The sequence below is a fragment of the Streptomyces sp. NRRL S-244 genome, from assembly GCF_000717915.1.
GTDB lineage: Bacteria > Actinomycetota > Actinomycetes > Streptomycetales > Streptomycetaceae > Streptomyces.
The window spans coordinates 1-14,614 of sequence record NZ_JOCX01000044.1; the positions used below are offsets into that span (position 1 = coordinate 1).

17 protein-coding genes are annotated in these 14,614 nt (G+C 71.9%); 5 read left to right on the top strand and 12 right to left on the bottom strand.

All coding sequences use genetic code 11. The features are described 5' to 3' along the window. Together IF02_RS0130705 and IF02_RS0130710 are read left to right on the top strand one after the other, a co-directional pair. On the top strand, window positions 1-422 hold a 422-nt coding region (locus IF02_RS0130705), incomplete at its 5' end, for a CAP domain-containing protein (protein WP_030162804.1). 61 nt (window positions 423-483) lie between these two features. After that, entirely contained in the window at window positions 484-861 is a 378-nt protein-coding gene (locus tag IF02_RS0130710) for a winged helix-turn-helix transcriptional regulator (RefSeq protein ID WP_030162806.1), read from the top strand. On the opposite strand, the gene mutM is transcribed toward IF02_RS0130710, so the two are convergent. The 9 genes from mutM to IF02_RS0130755 all read right to left on the bottom strand — a co-directional run bounded on the left by mutM (window position 834) and on the right by IF02_RS0130755 (window position 9,977). Next, the gene (gene mutM / locus IF02_RS0130715) at window positions 834-1,694 is read right to left on the bottom strand and encodes a bifunctional DNA-formamidopyrimidine glycosylase/DNA-(apurinic or apyrimidinic site) lyase (RefSeq protein WP_030162808.1); all 861 of its coding nucleotides are present in this window, start codon (window positions 1,692-1,694) and stop codon (window positions 834-836) included. The two genes, IF02_RS0130710 and mutM, sit on opposite strands and share 28 nt — an antisense overlap. A gap of 147 nt (window positions 1,695-1,841) precedes the next feature. Then, a complete protein-coding gene (rnc, locus tag IF02_RS0130720; protein WP_030162810.1) occupies window positions 1,842-2,714 on the bottom strand; it encodes a ribonuclease III in 873 nt (290 codons plus the stop codon). Between the two features lie 19 nt (window positions 2,715-2,733). Beyond that, window positions 2,734-2,907, bottom strand: a complete 174-nt coding sequence (rpmF, locus tag IF02_RS0130725) for a 50S ribosomal protein L32 (RefSeq protein WP_003965982.1) — start codon at window positions 2,905-2,907, stop codon at window positions 2,734-2,736. Window positions 2,908-2,909: 2 nt separating this feature from the next. Further along, window positions 2,910-3,560, bottom strand: a complete 651-nt coding sequence (locus IF02_RS0130730; protein ID WP_030162813.1) for a YceD family protein — start codon at window positions 3,558-3,560, stop codon at window positions 2,910-2,912. A gap of 140 nt (window positions 3,561-3,700) precedes the next feature. Further along, complete coding sequence (locus IF02_RS0130735) at window positions 3,701-4,777, bottom strand: DivIVA domain-containing protein (protein WP_030162816.1); 1,077 nt, start codon at window positions 4,775-4,777, stop codon at window positions 3,701-3,703. Window positions 4,778-4,880: 103 nt separating this feature from the next. Further along, window positions 4,881-5,360 (bottom strand): pantetheine-phosphate adenylyltransferase, encoded by a 480-nt coding sequence (gene coaD / locus IF02_RS0130740; protein WP_199809308.1) that lies wholly within the window; start codon window positions 5,358-5,360, stop codon window positions 4,881-4,883. Window positions 5,361-5,389: 29 nt separating this feature from the next. Beyond that, window positions 5,390-5,968, bottom strand: a complete 579-nt coding sequence (gene rsmD / locus IF02_RS0130745; RefSeq protein WP_030162820.1) for a 16S rRNA (guanine(966)-N(2))-methyltransferase RsmD — start codon at window positions 5,966-5,968, stop codon at window positions 5,390-5,392. A 96-nt stretch (window positions 5,969-6,064) separates the two neighbouring features. Then, window positions 6,065-8,269: an ATP-dependent DNA helicase RecG gene (gene recG, locus IF02_RS0130750; RefSeq protein WP_199809309.1), complete on the bottom strand. Its 2,205-nt coding sequence runs from the start codon at window positions 8,267-8,269 to the stop codon at window positions 6,065-6,067. 16 nt (window positions 8,270-8,285) lie between these two features. Next, window positions 8,286-9,977 (bottom strand): DAK2 domain-containing protein, encoded by a 1,692-nt coding sequence (locus tag IF02_RS0130755; RefSeq protein WP_030162824.1) that lies wholly within the window; start codon window positions 9,975-9,977, stop codon window positions 8,286-8,288. A 249-nt stretch (window positions 9,978-10,226) separates the two neighbouring features. Here IF02_RS0130755 and rpmB point away from each other — a divergent pair, with 249 nt between their 5' ends. Then, window positions 10,227-10,412 (top strand): 50S ribosomal protein L28, encoded by a 186-nt coding sequence (gene rpmB / locus IF02_RS34140; RefSeq protein WP_030298506.1) that lies wholly within the window; start codon window positions 10,227-10,229, stop codon window positions 10,410-10,412. A gap of 151 nt (window positions 10,413-10,563) precedes the next feature. On the opposite strand, the gene thiD is transcribed toward rpmB, so the two are convergent. After that, complete coding sequence (thiD, locus tag IF02_RS0130765) at window positions 10,564-11,367, bottom strand: bifunctional hydroxymethylpyrimidine kinase/phosphomethylpyrimidine kinase (RefSeq protein WP_030162827.1); 804 nt, start codon at window positions 11,365-11,367, stop codon at window positions 10,564-10,566. Further along, window positions 11,364-12,347 carry a thiamine-phosphate kinase gene (locus IF02_RS0130770; protein WP_030162829.1) on the bottom strand — a complete coding sequence of 328 codons (984 nt, stop codon included), beginning with the start codon at window positions 12,345-12,347 and terminating at the stop codon, window positions 11,364-11,366. The genes thiD and IF02_RS0130770 overlap by 4 nt, the downstream gene beginning before the upstream one ends. Before the next feature lie 244 nt (window positions 12,348-12,591). Between IF02_RS0130770 and IF02_RS0130775 the strand changes: the two genes are divergently transcribed. Together IF02_RS0130775 and IF02_RS0130780 are read left to right on the top strand one after the other, a co-directional pair. Then, entirely contained in the window at window positions 12,592-12,825 is a 234-nt protein-coding gene (locus tag IF02_RS0130775; RefSeq protein WP_030162831.1) for an Lrp/AsnC family transcriptional regulator, read from the top strand. 23 nt (window positions 12,826-12,848) lie between these two features. After that, complete coding sequence (locus tag IF02_RS0130780; RefSeq protein ID WP_030162833.1) at window positions 12,849-13,349, top strand: DUF3515 domain-containing protein; 501 nt, start codon at window positions 12,849-12,851, stop codon at window positions 13,347-13,349. A gap of 88 nt (window positions 13,350-13,437) precedes the next feature. Here the strand turns inward: IF02_RS0130780 and IF02_RS0130785 are convergent, their stop codons facing one another. Next, the gene (locus IF02_RS0130785) at window positions 13,438-14,595 is read right to left on the bottom strand and encodes a D-alanine--D-alanine ligase family protein (protein ID WP_030162835.1); all 1,158 of its coding nucleotides are present in this window, start codon (window positions 14,593-14,595) and stop codon (window positions 13,438-13,440) included. Between the last annotated feature and the right edge of the window lie 19 nt (window positions 14,596-14,614).

Genomic DNA, 14,614 nt, shown 5'->3' on the forward strand with positions numbered 1-14,614 from the left:
CGGGGGCCCCGCCCGCCCCTCCGGCCCCGACGCCCGGCGACGGCCACTCCGCGGAGGAGACCGCCGTACTCACCCTGGTCAACCAGGAGCGCGCGCAGGCCGGCTGCGGTCCGGTCCGGGCGAACCCGCCGCTCGCGGCGCTGGCCGCCGCCTTCAGCAAGGACATGGCCACCCGCGGCTTCTTCGACCACACCGACCCCGACGGGAACACCCCGTGGGACCGCGCCACCAAGGCGGGCCTCTCCGGACTCGGCGGCGAGAACATCGCCCGCGGCCAGGGCGACGCCCAGGCGGTCATGAACGCCTGGATGAACAGCCCCGGCCACAAGGCGAACATCCTCAACTGCGAGTTCCGCACCCTCGGCGTCGGCGTGTACGTCGCCGCCGGCGGCCCCTGGTGGACCCAGGACTTCGGCCTCTAGGCACTTACTAACCGAAAGCGCCCCCTTCTGGTCAGCGCTGTGCGGAGTTAAGCTGGTCGGCATGGAGACAGAGCTGCCCTTCGACGCCTTCGCGCGCGCGTGCCCGTCCCGGGAGACCCTGGAGCACGTCACGGGCCGCTGGGGCAGCCTCACGGTGGGCGCCCTGCGCGACGGTTCGTGCCGGTTCAACGAGCTGCGCCGCAAGGTCGACGGCGTGAGCGAGAAGATGCTCTCCCAGACCTTGCAGGCGCTGGAGCGCGACGGCATCGTCAACCGCGAGGCACAGCCGACGAACCCGCCGCGCGTCGACTACGAGCTGACCCCGCTCGGCGTCGAGATCGCCGACCGGCTGCTCGCGCTCATCCACTTCCTCGAAGGCAGCATGCCCCGGGTCATCGGCGCGCGGGAGTCCTACGACGCCACGCGCGGCGGCCGCTGACAGCGCGGGCAGAAGTAGCTGGACCGGTTCATCCACGGGCGGCGCCGCATGGGGGTGCCGCAGCGCCGGCAGGGCTCGTCCTCGCGCCCGTAGGCGTCGAGCGAACGGTCGAAGTAGCCGGACTCGCCGTTCACGTTGACGTACAGGCTGTCGAAGCTGGTGCCGCCGACGTCGAGCGCCGCGTTCATCACGTCCCGGACGTGGCCGAGGAGTTCCGCGCTCCGGGGGCGCGTCAGCGTGGCGGTGGCGCGCTCGTAGTGCAGCCGCGCCCGCCACAGCGCCTCGTCGGCGTAGATGTTGCCGACCCCGCTGATCAGGGACTGGTCCAGCAGGGCCCGCTTGACGGTGGTCCGCTTGGCGCGCAGCGCCGCGTGGTAGGCGGCCTCGTCGAAGAGGGGGTCCAGCGGGTCCCGGGCGATGTGCGCGATGACGTCGGGCAGCCCGTCGGGCGTGTTCTCGTGGAGCGAGAGCCCGCCGAAGGTGCGCTGATCGACGAAGCGGAGCTCGGTCCCGGCGGCGTCCTCGAAGCGCACGCGGATGCGCAGGTGCTTCTCGTCGGCCGCCTCTTCCGGCTGCACCAGCAGCTGTCCGCTCATCCCGAGGTGCCCGAGCACCGAGAGGTCCCGTCCCTCCAGGGGCAGCCACAGGTACTTGCCGCGCCGCTGCGGGACGCCGATCGTCTCGCCCGTCAGCCGCGCGGCGAAATCCGCGGCGCCGGCCGGGTGGCGGCGTACCGCGCGCGGGTGGAGCACCTCGACGGCCCCGACGGTCCGGCCGGCCACCCAGCGCTCCAAGCCCCGCCGTACGACTTCGACTTCGGGCAGCTCGGGCACGGCGGTCCTCCGGGGGCGATGCGGTCGTGATGCGTTCTGGTCGCTCCCGGCGAGCGTACCGGCCTCCCCCAACGGGCCCGGAAACGGGTCCGCCCGCCCCTGCGCTGCGGCAGGGGCGGGCGGGAGATCCCGAAGGAAGGGCTCAGCTCAGCCGTTCGGCGTCGGGTCGGCGGGTGTCGGCGACCCGCCGTCCTCGGCCGGGGCCACGGCATCGGCCCCGGTGTCGGCCGGAGCCGTCACCACGACCTGGGCGGCTGCGGATGCCGCGGCTTCCGCCGCGATCCGCTCGTCCGCCTTGGCCCGGATACCGCGCCATGCGGACTCCGCGGCCTGCTGTTCCGCTTCCTTCTTGCTGCGGCCGGTGCCGGTGCCGTACGAGACACCACCGACGCGGGCGGCAGCGGTGAAGGTCTTCTCGTGGTCCGGACCGGTCTCGGTGACCAGGTATTCCGGTACGCCGAGGCCTTCGGCCGCCGTGAGCTCCTGGAGACTGGTCTTCCAGTCCAGGCCGGCCCCGAGGTTCGAGGACTTCTCGATGAGCGGGTCGAAGAGCCGGTGAACCAGCTCCGAGGCCGCGTCGAGGCCCTGGTCGAGGTAGACCGCGCCGATCACCGCTTCAAGGGTGTCGGCGAGGATGGAGGCCTTGTCCCGGCCACCCGTGCCCTCTTCGCCCCGGCCGAGCCGGATGAAGGAGCCGAGGTCGAGGCCGCGCCCGACCTCCGCCAGTGCGCGCGAGTTGACCACCGCGGCCCGAAGCTTGGCCAGCTGGCCTTCGGGCAGGTCGGGGTGGGTCGTGTACAGCGTGTCCGTGACCACCAGGCCGAGCACGGAGTCCCCGAGGAACTCCAGGCGCTCGTTGGTGGGCAGACCGCCGTTCTCGTACGCGTACGAGCGGTGGGTCAGTGCACGCACCAGAAGGGCGGACTCGAGTCGATACCCGAGCCGCCCTTCCAGAAGCGTGTGGGACGAGGCCGCGTTGTTACTGTCTGCCTGCTTCTCAGCGTTGGACAGCTCAGACATTGCGCCTCTCACCAGCCGCTCAGACCTCGAGGACCTGGCGCTTGTTGTAGGTGCCGCAGCTCGGGCACGCAATGTGCTGGAGCTTCGGCTCCTGGCAACGCTCGCACGAAACCAGGGTGGGGACCGCAGCCTTCCACTGCGACCGGCGGTGGCGCGTGTTGCTGCGCGACATCTTCCGCTTCGGAACAGCCACGGCTACTTCTCCTGCTTCTCGGCGGCGCCCTGAACTCCGTCAGAGGCAGTGCCGCTCATGTTGTCCTTCTCGTCGTCCTGATCGGTCACGACGAGTCCTTGCAATGCCGCCCAACGGATGTCGACGGCGTCATGGTGGTGGTCCGGGTCGTCGTTCAGGCTGAGCCCGCAATCGGGGCACAGTCCGAGACAGTCCTCCCGGCACACCGGCTGCATGGGCAGTGCGAGCACCACCACATCACGCAGCACGGGTTCGAGGTCGAACAAGCCGTCCTCGAGGAAGAGCGTGTCCTCGTCGTCCTCGGCGTCGTCGGCCGGCTCCGCCTTTGCGCGGCTCCGGTCGTCGGCGTCAGGGTACGAGAACATCTCCTGGAAGTCCGCCTTGAGCTCGCGCTCGACGGACTCCAGACACCTTACGCACTCCCCTACGGCCGATGCACGGGCGGTGCCTGTGACAAGCACCCCTTCCATGACCGACTCCAGGCGGAGGCTGAGCTTCATCGGGGCGCCTTCCGGCACTCCGATGACGCCGACGAGACCGAAGTCCGCCGGTGTCGCGATCTCACGGGACAGCCGCTGCATGGCACCAGGACGCCGACCCAGCTCGTGCGTGTCGAACACGAGGGGGTTGCGGTGGTCGAGGCGGGTATTCAGGGCCGTTCCTGCTTTCACAGATCGCTGAAGATCAAAGAATGCTGCATGTATGCCGCACGTAAGGGCAGCACAGATCGCGGTGCATACGCGCGACCGAAGAGCCAGGATACCCGGCGCTTCGCTCTGAGCCCAATCCGGCCTCAGCGACCCTGTTCGTACTGGCGCAGCTGGTCCAGATTGATCATGCTCGTATCGAAGAAGCTGGTCTCGTCGAGCGCGGGCTGCTGCGGCTGGTGCTGGTGCTGCGCGGCCTGAGGCTGCTGCGACTGCTGCTGGTAGGCCGCGTACGGGTCCGGCTGCTGGTCGTAGCCCAGCGCCGCGTACGGATCCGGCTGCTGGACCTGCTGCTGGTAGCCGTAGGGGTCCTGGTAGGCGTAGGCGTCCTGCTGCTGGGGCTGCTGGTAGCCGTACGCCTCGTACGCGGGCTCCTGCTGGGCCTGCGCAGGGATTCCCGCGGCAGCGGGCGCCATCGGGGCCGCCGGCTCCGCCAGGCCCGCCAGGAAGTCCGCGTCGCTGGCCGAGCGGGACTGCTGCGACTGCTGCGACCCCGCGGCGTCCTGGGCGGCCATGTGCGCGCCGAGGTCGTCCGTGGGCACCCGGCCCAGCAGCTTCTGGCGGCCCCGGCCGACGGCCTCCAGGGTCTTGGAGAGCACCGCCTCGAAGGTCGCCAGCTTGGTGTCCACGTACGCGTCCGCCTGCAGGCGCTGGGTCTCCGGGTCGTGGCTGCGCTCGGGCGCCTCGGCGTCCGGGTATCCCTGCTCGTCCAGCCCGGGCCCGCGGCCCAGCAGCTTCTCGCGGCCGCGGTCGACCGAGCCGATGGTCTTGGTGAGCACGACCTCGAAGTTCGCGAGCTTGCTGTCGACGTAGTCGTCGGCCTCGGCCCGGATCTCCTCGGCCTCCCTGCGGGCGTCCGCCAGGATCCGGTCCGCCTCGGCCTGCGAGCGGCGCGCGACCTCGGTGTCGGAGATCAGCGAACCGCGCTGCGTGTGCGCCGACTCGATGATCCGCTCCGCCTCGCGGCGGGCGTCCTCGACCATCTGCTCCCGGCCGCCGATGAGCTCCTGCGCCTGCGCGAGCGAGCCGGGCAGCGCCTGGCGCACCTCTTCGAGCTGGGCGAGCAGCTCGGCGCGGTTGATCACGCAGGAGGCCGACATGGGCATGGACCGGGCGCCGCCGACGGCCGCGACGATCTCGTCGAGCTTCTTCTGCACGTCCATGGGGGCTCGCACTCTCTCGGCCTCGGGCGGTTCCTGAGACGGACGGGACGACTGTACGGCCAGCGGGCGAACGCCCGGCACCGACTGACGACCCGTCAGTCCGTCAGCGGTTGGCGAGCCGCTCGGTCAGCGCCGCGTGCACGTGCGGCGGCAGCAGGTGGGCTACGTCGCCGCCCCAGGCCGCGACCTCCTTGACCAGGGAGGACGACAGGAAGCTGTAGGTGGGGTTGGTCGGCACGAACAGCGTCTCGACGCCCGAGAGCCCCATGTTCATCTGGGCCATCTGCAGCTCGTAGTCGAAGTCGCTGACCGCGCGCAGGCCCTTGACGATGGCCGGGATGTCGCGCTGCTTGCAGAAGTCGACGAGCAGCCCGTGGAAGGACTCCACCTCGACGTTGCCGTAGTCGGCGGTCGCCTCGCGGATCAGCTCGATCCGCTCCTCGACGGTGAACAGCCCCTGCTTGGACTGGTTGATCATCACGGCGACGTGCACGACGTCGTAGAGCCGGGAGGCCCGGCCGATGATGTCGAGGTGTCCGTTGGTGATGGGGTCGAATGACCCGGGACAGACGGCTCGGCGCAACTTGGGTCCCTCGCTCTCCGATGCGGGCATCATGAGTCTTCGCTGGTGAAGGCGGCGCGACCGTACCAAAGGGTGCCTTCGCCGTACTTGCGGGAGCGCAGCGGCTCGAAGCCCTCGGGCCAGGGGAAGGCCCCGCTCCTCGTGCTGCGCTCCACGGTGACGAGCGCATCGTCCGTGAGCCAGCCATTGGCGCGGAGTGTGAGGAGGATCTCGCCAAGATCGTCGTGGCCGACGGCGTACGGCGGGTCCAGGAAGACGACGTCGTACGGGTCGGTGCCGGCCGGGACGGCCACGATCTGCTCCGCCTTGCCCGCCCGGAACTCGGCGCCGGGCAGGCCCAGCGCCTTGATGTTGTCCCGGATCGCCTTGGCGGCCTTGGCCTCGGGCTCCACCAGCAGTGCGTGGGCCGCGCCGCGGGAGAGGGCCTCCAGGCCGACCGCGCCGGAGCCGGCGTACAGGTCGAGCACCCGGGCCCCCCCGACGCCGTGCAGCGACTCCCAGGTCGAGAAGAGGCCTTCGCGCATCCGGTCCGAGGTCGGGCGGGTGCCGGTGCCCGGGGGCACGGTCAGCCGTCGCCCGCCGGCGCTGCCGGCGATCACGCGGGTCATCTGGGGTCCTTCGGTACGACGGTGATGGCTACTGCGGAGTTCAACGATAGGTCGTACCGCTCTCGACGGACCCGAGCGGTACCGGGCGACGCACGCTCAGCCCTTCTCCAGGTACTGCTCGCGCTCGGTGTCCAGCAGGGCCTCCAGCGCGTCGCGCAGGCCCGGCAGCCGCTCCAGCTCGGGGTCTTCGGCGACCACGCGGGCGGCTTCCTCCCGGGCCTGGGCGATGACCTCCTCGTCCTCGATGACCGCGAGCATGCGCAGCGAGGAGCGCACGCCCGACTGGGCCTGGCCCAGTACGTCGCCCTCCCGGCGCTGTTCGAGGTCGATGCGGGAGAGCTCGAAGCCGTCCAGGGTGGCGGCGACCGCGGCGAGCCGGGCCCGTGCGGGGCTCGCCTCGTGCATCTCGCTGACCAGCAGGCACAGGCCCGGCGCGGAGCCGCGGCCGACGCGGCCGCGCAGCTGGTGGAGCTGGGAGACGCCGAACCGGTCCGCGTCCATGATCACCATGACCGTGGAGTTCGGGACGTTCACACCGACCTCGATGACGGTGGTGGCGACCAGCACCTTGACCTCGCCGGCGGTGAAGCGGCGCATGACCTCGTCCTTGTCGGCCGGGTCCATCCGGCCGTGCAGCACCTCCACGGACAGCCCGGCGAGCGGCCCTCGCCTGAGCTGCTCGGCGATCTCCAGGACGGCCAGCGGGGGCCGCTTCTCGGCGTCGTCCTCGGCGGAGGCCTTCTTCTTGGGGTCGTCCTCGCCGTCGCCGATGCGCGGGCACACCACGTACGCCTGGTGCCCGTTCTCGACCTCCTCGCGCACCCTCTCCCAGGCCCGGGTCAGGAAGTGCGGCTTGTCCTTGGCCGGTACGACGTGGGTGGCGATCGGGGAGCGGCCGGCGGGCAGCTGGTCGAGGACGGAGGTCTCCAGGTCGCCGAAGACGGTCATCGCGACGGTGCGCGGGATCGGGGTCGCGGTCATGACCAGCAGGTGCGGGGGTTGCTTCCCCTTGGACCGCAGCGCGTCGCGCTGCTCGACGCCGAAGCGGTGCTGTTCGTCGACCACGACCAGGCCGAGGTCGTGGAACTGCACCTTGTCCTCGATGAGCGCATGCGTGCCGATGACGATGCCGGCCTCGCCGGTGACCAGGTCGAGCAGGGCCTGGCGGCGTGCGGGCATCCCCATGGACCCGGTGAGCAGCACGACCTTGGTGCCCTGGTCGGAGCCGCCGAGCATGCCGCCTTCGGCGAGCTCGCCCATCATCTCGGTGACGGAGCGGTGGTGCTGCTGGGCGAGCACCTCGGTGGGCGCGAGCATGGCGGCCTGCCCCCCGCAGTCCACGACGGCCAGCATGGCCCGCAGCGCCACCATCGTCTTGCCACTGCCGACCTCGCCCTGGAGGAGGCGGTGCATGGGGTGGTTCGTGGCCAGGTCTTCGAAGATCTCGCGGGAGACGGTCTGCTGGCCGTCGGTGAGGGTGAAGGGGAGTTTGGCGTCGAAGGCGTCGAGCAGGCCGCCCGGGGCGGGGCGGCGGGGGACGGCCGGGAGCTGGGAGTCGGCGTGCCGGCGGCGGGCCAGGGCGACTTGGAGGACGAATGCCTCGTCCCACTTCAGGCGCTGGCGGGCGTCCTCGATGTCGGCCTTGGTGGCCGGCCGGTGGATCTTCAGCAGGGCCTCGGTGAGCGTGACCAGTCCGCGGCCCTCGCGCAGGGCGTCCGGCAGCGGGTCGACGGCCTCCTGGGCGCTCGGCAGTACGGCGTCCACGCACTTGGCGATCTTCCAGGACTCCAGCTTGGCGCAGGCCGGGTAGATCGGGATGAGCTGGTTGGCGAAGGCGGTCGCGGCGTCCCGGTCGGAGGCGTCCGCGCCGAGCGGCTCGTACGCGGGGTGGGAGAGCTGGAGCTTGCGGTTGAACATGCCGACCTTGCCCGCGAACATGGCGCGGGTGCCAGGCAGCAGGTCCTTGTGCGGCTTGTGGACGCCCGCCCCGAAGAAGACCAGCTGGAGGCGGCCGCTGCCGTCGGTGATGGTCACCTCCAGCCGTTTGCCGCGACCCCCGTTGAAGGTCAGGATCCGGGCGTCGGCGACCTGGGCGACGACCGTCACGTGCTCGTCGATCTGGTCGGCGAGCTCGGCCAGCGAGGTCAGCTCGCCGCGCTCCGCGTACCGCCGCGGGTAGTGGTGCAGCAGGTCCAGGGCCGTGTGCAGGCCGAGCTGCTCGGCCAGCACCTTGGCGGTGGCGGGGCCGAGCGTCTTCTTGAGGTCTTCGTCGAGCGCGGGCACGCCTTCATTGCACACCATGGCGCTGACAAGTCGGCTATTCGACCCCGATGAGCAGGGGCGCCGAGTACCGCCCGCCGCGGTAGGTGACCGTGTCCACCGCCAGGTGCCCGTGCTGTACGTACGCCTCCAGGCGCTCGGCGAGGGCGTCCGGCACCTCCGGCCCCAGGACCAGGGTGACGAGTTCGCCGCCGGAGCCCAGCATCCGCTCCAGCACCGCCTGGGCGGTCTCGTCGAGGCCGGAGCCGATGACGGCGACGTCCCCGTCGATGAGCCCGAGCACGTCCCCGGCCTGGCAGATGCCGGCGGAGGTGAACGACTGCCGTTCGGCGACGGCGAGTTCCCCGTAGCGGGTGGCGCCGGCGGCCGCGGTCATGGCGACCACGTCCTCGTCGAAGCTGCCCTCCGGATCGTGGACGGCGAGGGCGGCCAGGCCCTGGACGGCGGAGCGGGTGGGGATCACGGCCACCCGTACGCCGTCGGCGCGGGCCTGTTCGGCGGCGGCGGCCGCGACGGCGCGCTGGTCGGCGCCGCCGGGCAGCAGCACCACCTCGCGGGCGTGCGCGCGCCGGATGGCGTCGACGAGCGCGGCGGCGTCCGGGACCTCTCCGGGGCGGGCGAGCACGGTGGTGGCGCCCGCCTCCCCGCACAGCCCGGCCAGCCCCTCGCCCGGGACCACGGCGACGACGGCGCGCTGGACGCGCTCGCCGCGCGCCCGGCGCCGCTCGTCGGCGAAGTGGGTGATGCGGATCCGGTACGGCCGCCCGGCGACCACACCGGCCTCCACGGCGGCGCCGGGGTCGTCGACGTGGACGTGCACGTTCCACAGTCCGTCGCCGCCGACCACCACCAGGGAGTCCCCGAGTCCGTCGAGGCGCTCGCGCAGCTGCGCCACGGCCGGCTCGGCGGCCTCCAGCAGGTAGATGACCTCGTACGCGGGCCCGCCCTGCTCCTCGGCGTCGCAGGGCTGCGGCGGCCGCGGTACGGGCACGGCCCGGCCGCGTACGGCCTCGGCCGCGGGCTCCCGGCCCGACAGCGCCTGCCACAGGGCCCCGAGTACGGCGACCAGCCCGCAGCCCCCGGCGTCGACCACTCCGGCGCGGCCCAGCTCGGCCAGCTGCCCCGGGGTGTCGGCGAGGGCCGCGCGGGCCCCGTCGTAGGCGGCCCGGGCCACGTCGGCGGCGGTACCGGCGGCCGCCCCGGCCGCCTCGCCGGCCCGCGCCGCCGCGGCGGCGACGGTGAGCATGGTGCCCTCCACCGGGTGCGCGACGGCCTGGTAGGCCTCCTCGGCGGCCCGGGTCAGCGCCGCGGCCAGCATCCGGCCGGGTCCGCGGTCCCCGGGCTCGTCGCCGAGCACGTCGGCCACGCCGCGCAGCAGCTGCGCCAGGATCGTCCCCGAGTTCCCGCGGGCGCCTATGAGGGCGCCGTGCGCGTAGGCCCGTACGGCCTCGGGGAGGGAGGCGGTCGCGGCCACGGCGACCGGGGCGTCCGCTGTGGTCTCGCTCACGCCTGCGGGTGACGTTGCGAGCGCCTCGACCAGGGCGCGGTCCGCCGACTCGGCGGTCAGGTAGAGGTTGGTTCCGGTGTCCGCGTCCGCGACCGGGTAGACGTTGATCGCGTCGATGTCCTCGCGGGCCCGGCCCAGCGCGGCCACGGCCAGCGAGCTCCAGGTGCGCACCGCTTCGGCGTCGAGCTCGTCGGCGGGCTGCGGCTGCGGCTCGTGCTGCACCGGGCGTTCCTCCTCGTGCGGGCCAGGGTTCACCGCAGGGTAACCAAGGACTGCCGGGTGTCAGGGGCCCCGGGCGGGATCGGCGGCGGCCATGGTAGTTTTCTTGGACGGACGCAGTCGTTGTATGCTGCTCCGGTTGCCCGATGAAAGTCGGGCCAATTCCCCCGGCAAACCACTCAGACTTCTCAGACTTCTGATCCGGTGCGCCGGATTTCACTGTAAGTGCATCTGAAGTCTTTGGAGTGACCTGTGGCTGCCAACTGCGACGTTTGCGCCAAGGGGCCGAGCTTCGGCAACAACATCTCCCACTCGCACCGCCGCACCTCGCGTCGCTGGAACCCGAACATCCAGCGCGTTCGTGCCATGGTCAGTGGGACGCCGAAGCGCCTCAACGTCTGCACCTCGTGCATCAAGGCCGGCAAGGTCTCGCGCTGACGCCAACCGTCGTAGCGCAGCCCTTTCCGGTTGCCAAGAAGGCCGGTCCACCTCGTGGACCGGCCTTTTGCCTTGTCCGGACCCGCGGACACGGACATGAAGAAGACCACCGCGTCACGTGACGCGGTGGTCCTCTGCCGTCCTGCCGCCGTCAGCGGTGCCACTGCCAGGCGTGGTCCACCGGGCCGATGCCGCCGCCGAGCGCGAAGCCGGCCGCGATGGCGCCGCTCACGTACTCCTTGGCCTCCATGACGGCCTGCGGCACGTCCTGCCCCTTGGCGAGCCCGGCGGCTATCGCACTGGCCAGGGTGCAGCCGGTGCCGTGGGTGTGCCGGTTGTCGTGGCGCGGCGCCCTCAGCCACAGCTGGGTGTCCCCGTCGGTGAGCAGGTCGGCGGCCTCGCCCCCGTGGGCGGCCAGGTGCCCGCCCTTGATCAGCGCCCACTCCGGCCCGTACGCGAGGACGGCGTCGGCGGCCCGCCGCATGTCGTCCTCGCTCTCCACCACCACGCCGGTGAGCTGCGCCACCTCGTCCAGGTTCGGGGTGGCCACGGTGGCCCGCGGCAGCAGCTCCTTGCGTACGGCGTCCAGCGCCGAGGCGGCGAGCAGCGCGTCCCCGTGCTTGGAGACCCCGACCGGGTCGACGACGGCGGGGGCGGAGGTGGCGGCCAGCAGTTCGGCCACCGTCTCCACCAGCGCGGTGGAGGCCAGCATCCCGGTCTTGACCGCGTGGACGCCCATGTCGTCCACGACGGCCCGGTACTGGGCCTTCACGGCCTCGGCGGGCAGTTCCCAGACCCCCTGCACCCCGAGGGAGTTCTGCGCGGTCACGGCCGTCACCACGCTCATCCCGTGCACGCCGAGTGCCAGCATCGTCTTGAGGTCGGCCTGGATCCCGGCGCCACCGCCGGAATCGGATCCGGCGACGGTCAGGCACAGCGGTGGCGCGTCGGTCATCTGGAGGTCTCCTCGGTGGACGGGTCGGAGCCGAAGTGGTCCCAGCCGCCGGTGCTCGTCCAGGGGGCGCCGTCCACGGTCACCTGGGGCAGCGCGGACCGGTTCAGCACCTCCCCGATGACCTTCCACCGGGCCGGCAGTTTCACGTCGGGCGGGAAGGTCGCCACGATGGCGTGATCTTCTCCTCCGGTGAGCACCCACTGCAAGGGGTCGACCCCGACGGCCTGCCCGATGTCGTGCATCTGCGTCGGGATGTCGACGGCCGCCGAGCGCAGGTCGATCCGTACCTTGCTGGCCTCCGCGATGTGCCCGAGGTCGGCGATCAGGCCGTCGCTGACGTCGGTCATCGCGGTGGCGCCGAGCCCGGCGGCCGCGGGGCCCGCATGGTACGGGGGTTCGGGGCGCCGGTGCGCCTCGACGAAAGCCCGCGGCGAGCGGAACCCGCGCGAGAGCACGGCGAATCCGGCCGCGGACCAGCCCAGCCAGCCCGTGACGGCCACGACGTCGCCGGGCTGGGCGCCGGAGCGCAGCACGGGCTCGTGGTTGCGCAGGTCGCCGAGGGCGGTGATGGCCACGGTGATGGTGTCCCCGCGGACGACGTCGCCGCCGACCACGGCCGCGCCGGCGACCTGGCACTCGTCGCGGATGCCGTCCATCAGCTCGGTGGGCCAGGTGACCGGCAGCTCGGCCGGGACGACGAGGCCGAGCAGCAGCGCGGTCGGCACCGCGCCCATGGCGGCGATGTCGGCGAGGTTCTGCGCGGCGGCCTTGCGGCCGACGTCGTACGCGGTGGACCAGTCGCGCCGGAAGTGCCTGCCTTCCAGCAGGATGTCGGTGCTCGCCACGACCCGCCGGTCGGGGGCCGACACGACCGCGGCGTCGTCGCCCGGTCCGAGCCGGACCGCCGGGGTGGTGGTGAGCCGTGAGGTGAGCTCCCGAATGAGCCCGAACTCCCCCAGCTCGCCCACAGTGCCCTTCATCGCTGTGCCCCTTCTTGCCCAGTCCGCTTGCGGTCGCGAGCCGTCACAGCTCTGGGTACCGTCAACAGATACGTCAACTTCTGCTCTCCGTACGCCCCGCCGTGCGTGGCGCCGTGCCCCCGGGTCTCCCCGTGGTGCTCGGCAACGCGGTACCGTGGCGTCCCTTCTTCCCCGGGCCCACCCGAATCCCTGGGCCCACCCGAAGGTTAGGGGAATCGATCCTCGTGGCCGCCCTGGAGGTTCCGTGGTACAGGCGTACATCCTTATCCAGACCGAGGTGGGCAAGGCGTCGTTCGTCGCCGAGTCCATCAGCCAGATCCCGGGGGTGATCCAGGCAGAGGACGTGACGGGCCCGTACGACGTCATCGTGCGTGCCCAGGCCGACACCGTGGACGAGCTCGGCCGCATGGTCGTCGCCAAGGTGCAGCAGGTGGAGGGCATCACCCGCACCCTGACCTGCCCGGTGGTCCATCTGTAGCCCCCGTCTACTCTTGGCCGGTGATGACCCTCCACCGCCGGCCCCTGCGTCTGCCCGCCTTGCCCGTACTGGTCGCGGTACTGGCCCTCGCGGGCTGTACCCCGGGTGACTCCGAAGCCCGGGTGGACCCGCCGCCCACGCCGCCCGCCGACGTCGCGGGGTTCTGTGCAGCACTGCACGGGGAACTCCCGGAGACGGTGGCCGGCCTGGCGCGGGCCAAGACAGCGCCGGAGTCGGATCTGACCGCCGCGTGGGGCGGCTCGGCGATCGTACTGCGGTGCGGTATCCCCAAGCCCCCCGAGATGGCTGATCCGAAGCAGGAGGGCGTCGAGGTCAACGGCGTCCGGTGGCTGCTGGAAAAGGTCCCCGACAGCGCCGGCGGGGGGTTCCGGTTCATCACCGGGATGCGGCTCGCGTACACCGAGGTCCGGGTCGACAAGGAGCATGCCACGGATGCGGGGATGCTCGTCGGGCTGTCCACCGTCGTGGCCAGGACCGTCCCCGAGGGCATCTCCTCGTACTGACGGGGCCCTGCGCCCCTTCGCACACCGACCGCCCGCCGGGAATCCCGGCGGGCGGTCGGCATGTACGGCGCTGCGGCTGCGACTGCGGCTAGCGCAGACCGGTGGAGCGGCTCAGGGCCGCCTGGATCAGGCGGTCCACCAGCTCCGGGTACTCGATGCCCGACTCCTGCCACATCCGCGGGTACATGGAGATCGGGGTGAAGCCCGGCATCGTGTTGATCTCGTTGATGACGAACGTGCCGTCCTCGGTGAGGAAGAAGTCGGCGCGCACGAGGCCCTCGCAGGACGCGGCGTCGAACGCCTCGATCGCGAGCCGCTGCACCTCGGCGGTCTGCTCCGGGGTGAGCGGAGCGGGCACGATCCCGGAGGCGGAGTCGATGTACTTCGCCTCGAAGTCATAGAAGTCGTGGCTGGAGACCGGCGGGATCTCGGCGGGCAGGCTCGCGCGCGGCCCGTCCTCGAACTCCAGCACCCCGCACTCGATCTCGCGGCCGCGCAGCAGCGCCTCCACGATGATCTTCGGGTCGTGGCGCTGTGCCTCGCGGATCGCCGCGTCGAGGCCGGAGACTTCGTCGACCTTGGTGATGCCGATGGAGGAGCCGGCCCGGGCGGGCTTGATGAACAGCGGCCAGCCGTGCTCACCGGCGAATTCCAGGATCCGCGCCTTGGCGGCGTCCGGGTCGGCGTCCCACTCGCGGGGCCGGACGGTCACGTACGGGCCGACGGGGAGGCCGAAGGAGGTGAAGACGCGCTTCATGTACTCCTTGTCCTGGCCGACGGCCGAGGCGAGGACGCCCGAGCCGACGTACGGGATGCCGGAGAGCTCCAGCAGGCCCTGCAGGGTGCCGTCCTCGCCGTACGGGCCGTGCAGCATCGGGAAGACGACGTCGACCTCGCCCAGGGCCTTGGGGACGGCTCCCGGCTCGGTGTAGACGACCTCGCGGTTGGCCGGGTCGACGGAGAGCACGACGGCTCCGTCCTCGGAGTCCGCGAGCTCCTCGACGCTCGGCAGCTTGCGGTCGGCGATGGCCATCCGCGCGGGCTCGTCGGCGGTCAGCGCCCACCGGCCGTCCGTGGTGATGCCGATGGGCAGCACCTCGTACTTGGACCGGTCGATGGAGCGCAGCACGGCGCCCGCGGTGACGACCGAGATGGCGTGTTCCGAGCTGCGGCCGCCGAACACGACGGCCACGCGGGGCTTACGGCCCTGCTGCTCAGGGGTCTGGGGGAGGTTCTCGCTGCTCATATCGCCACGACGATACCCG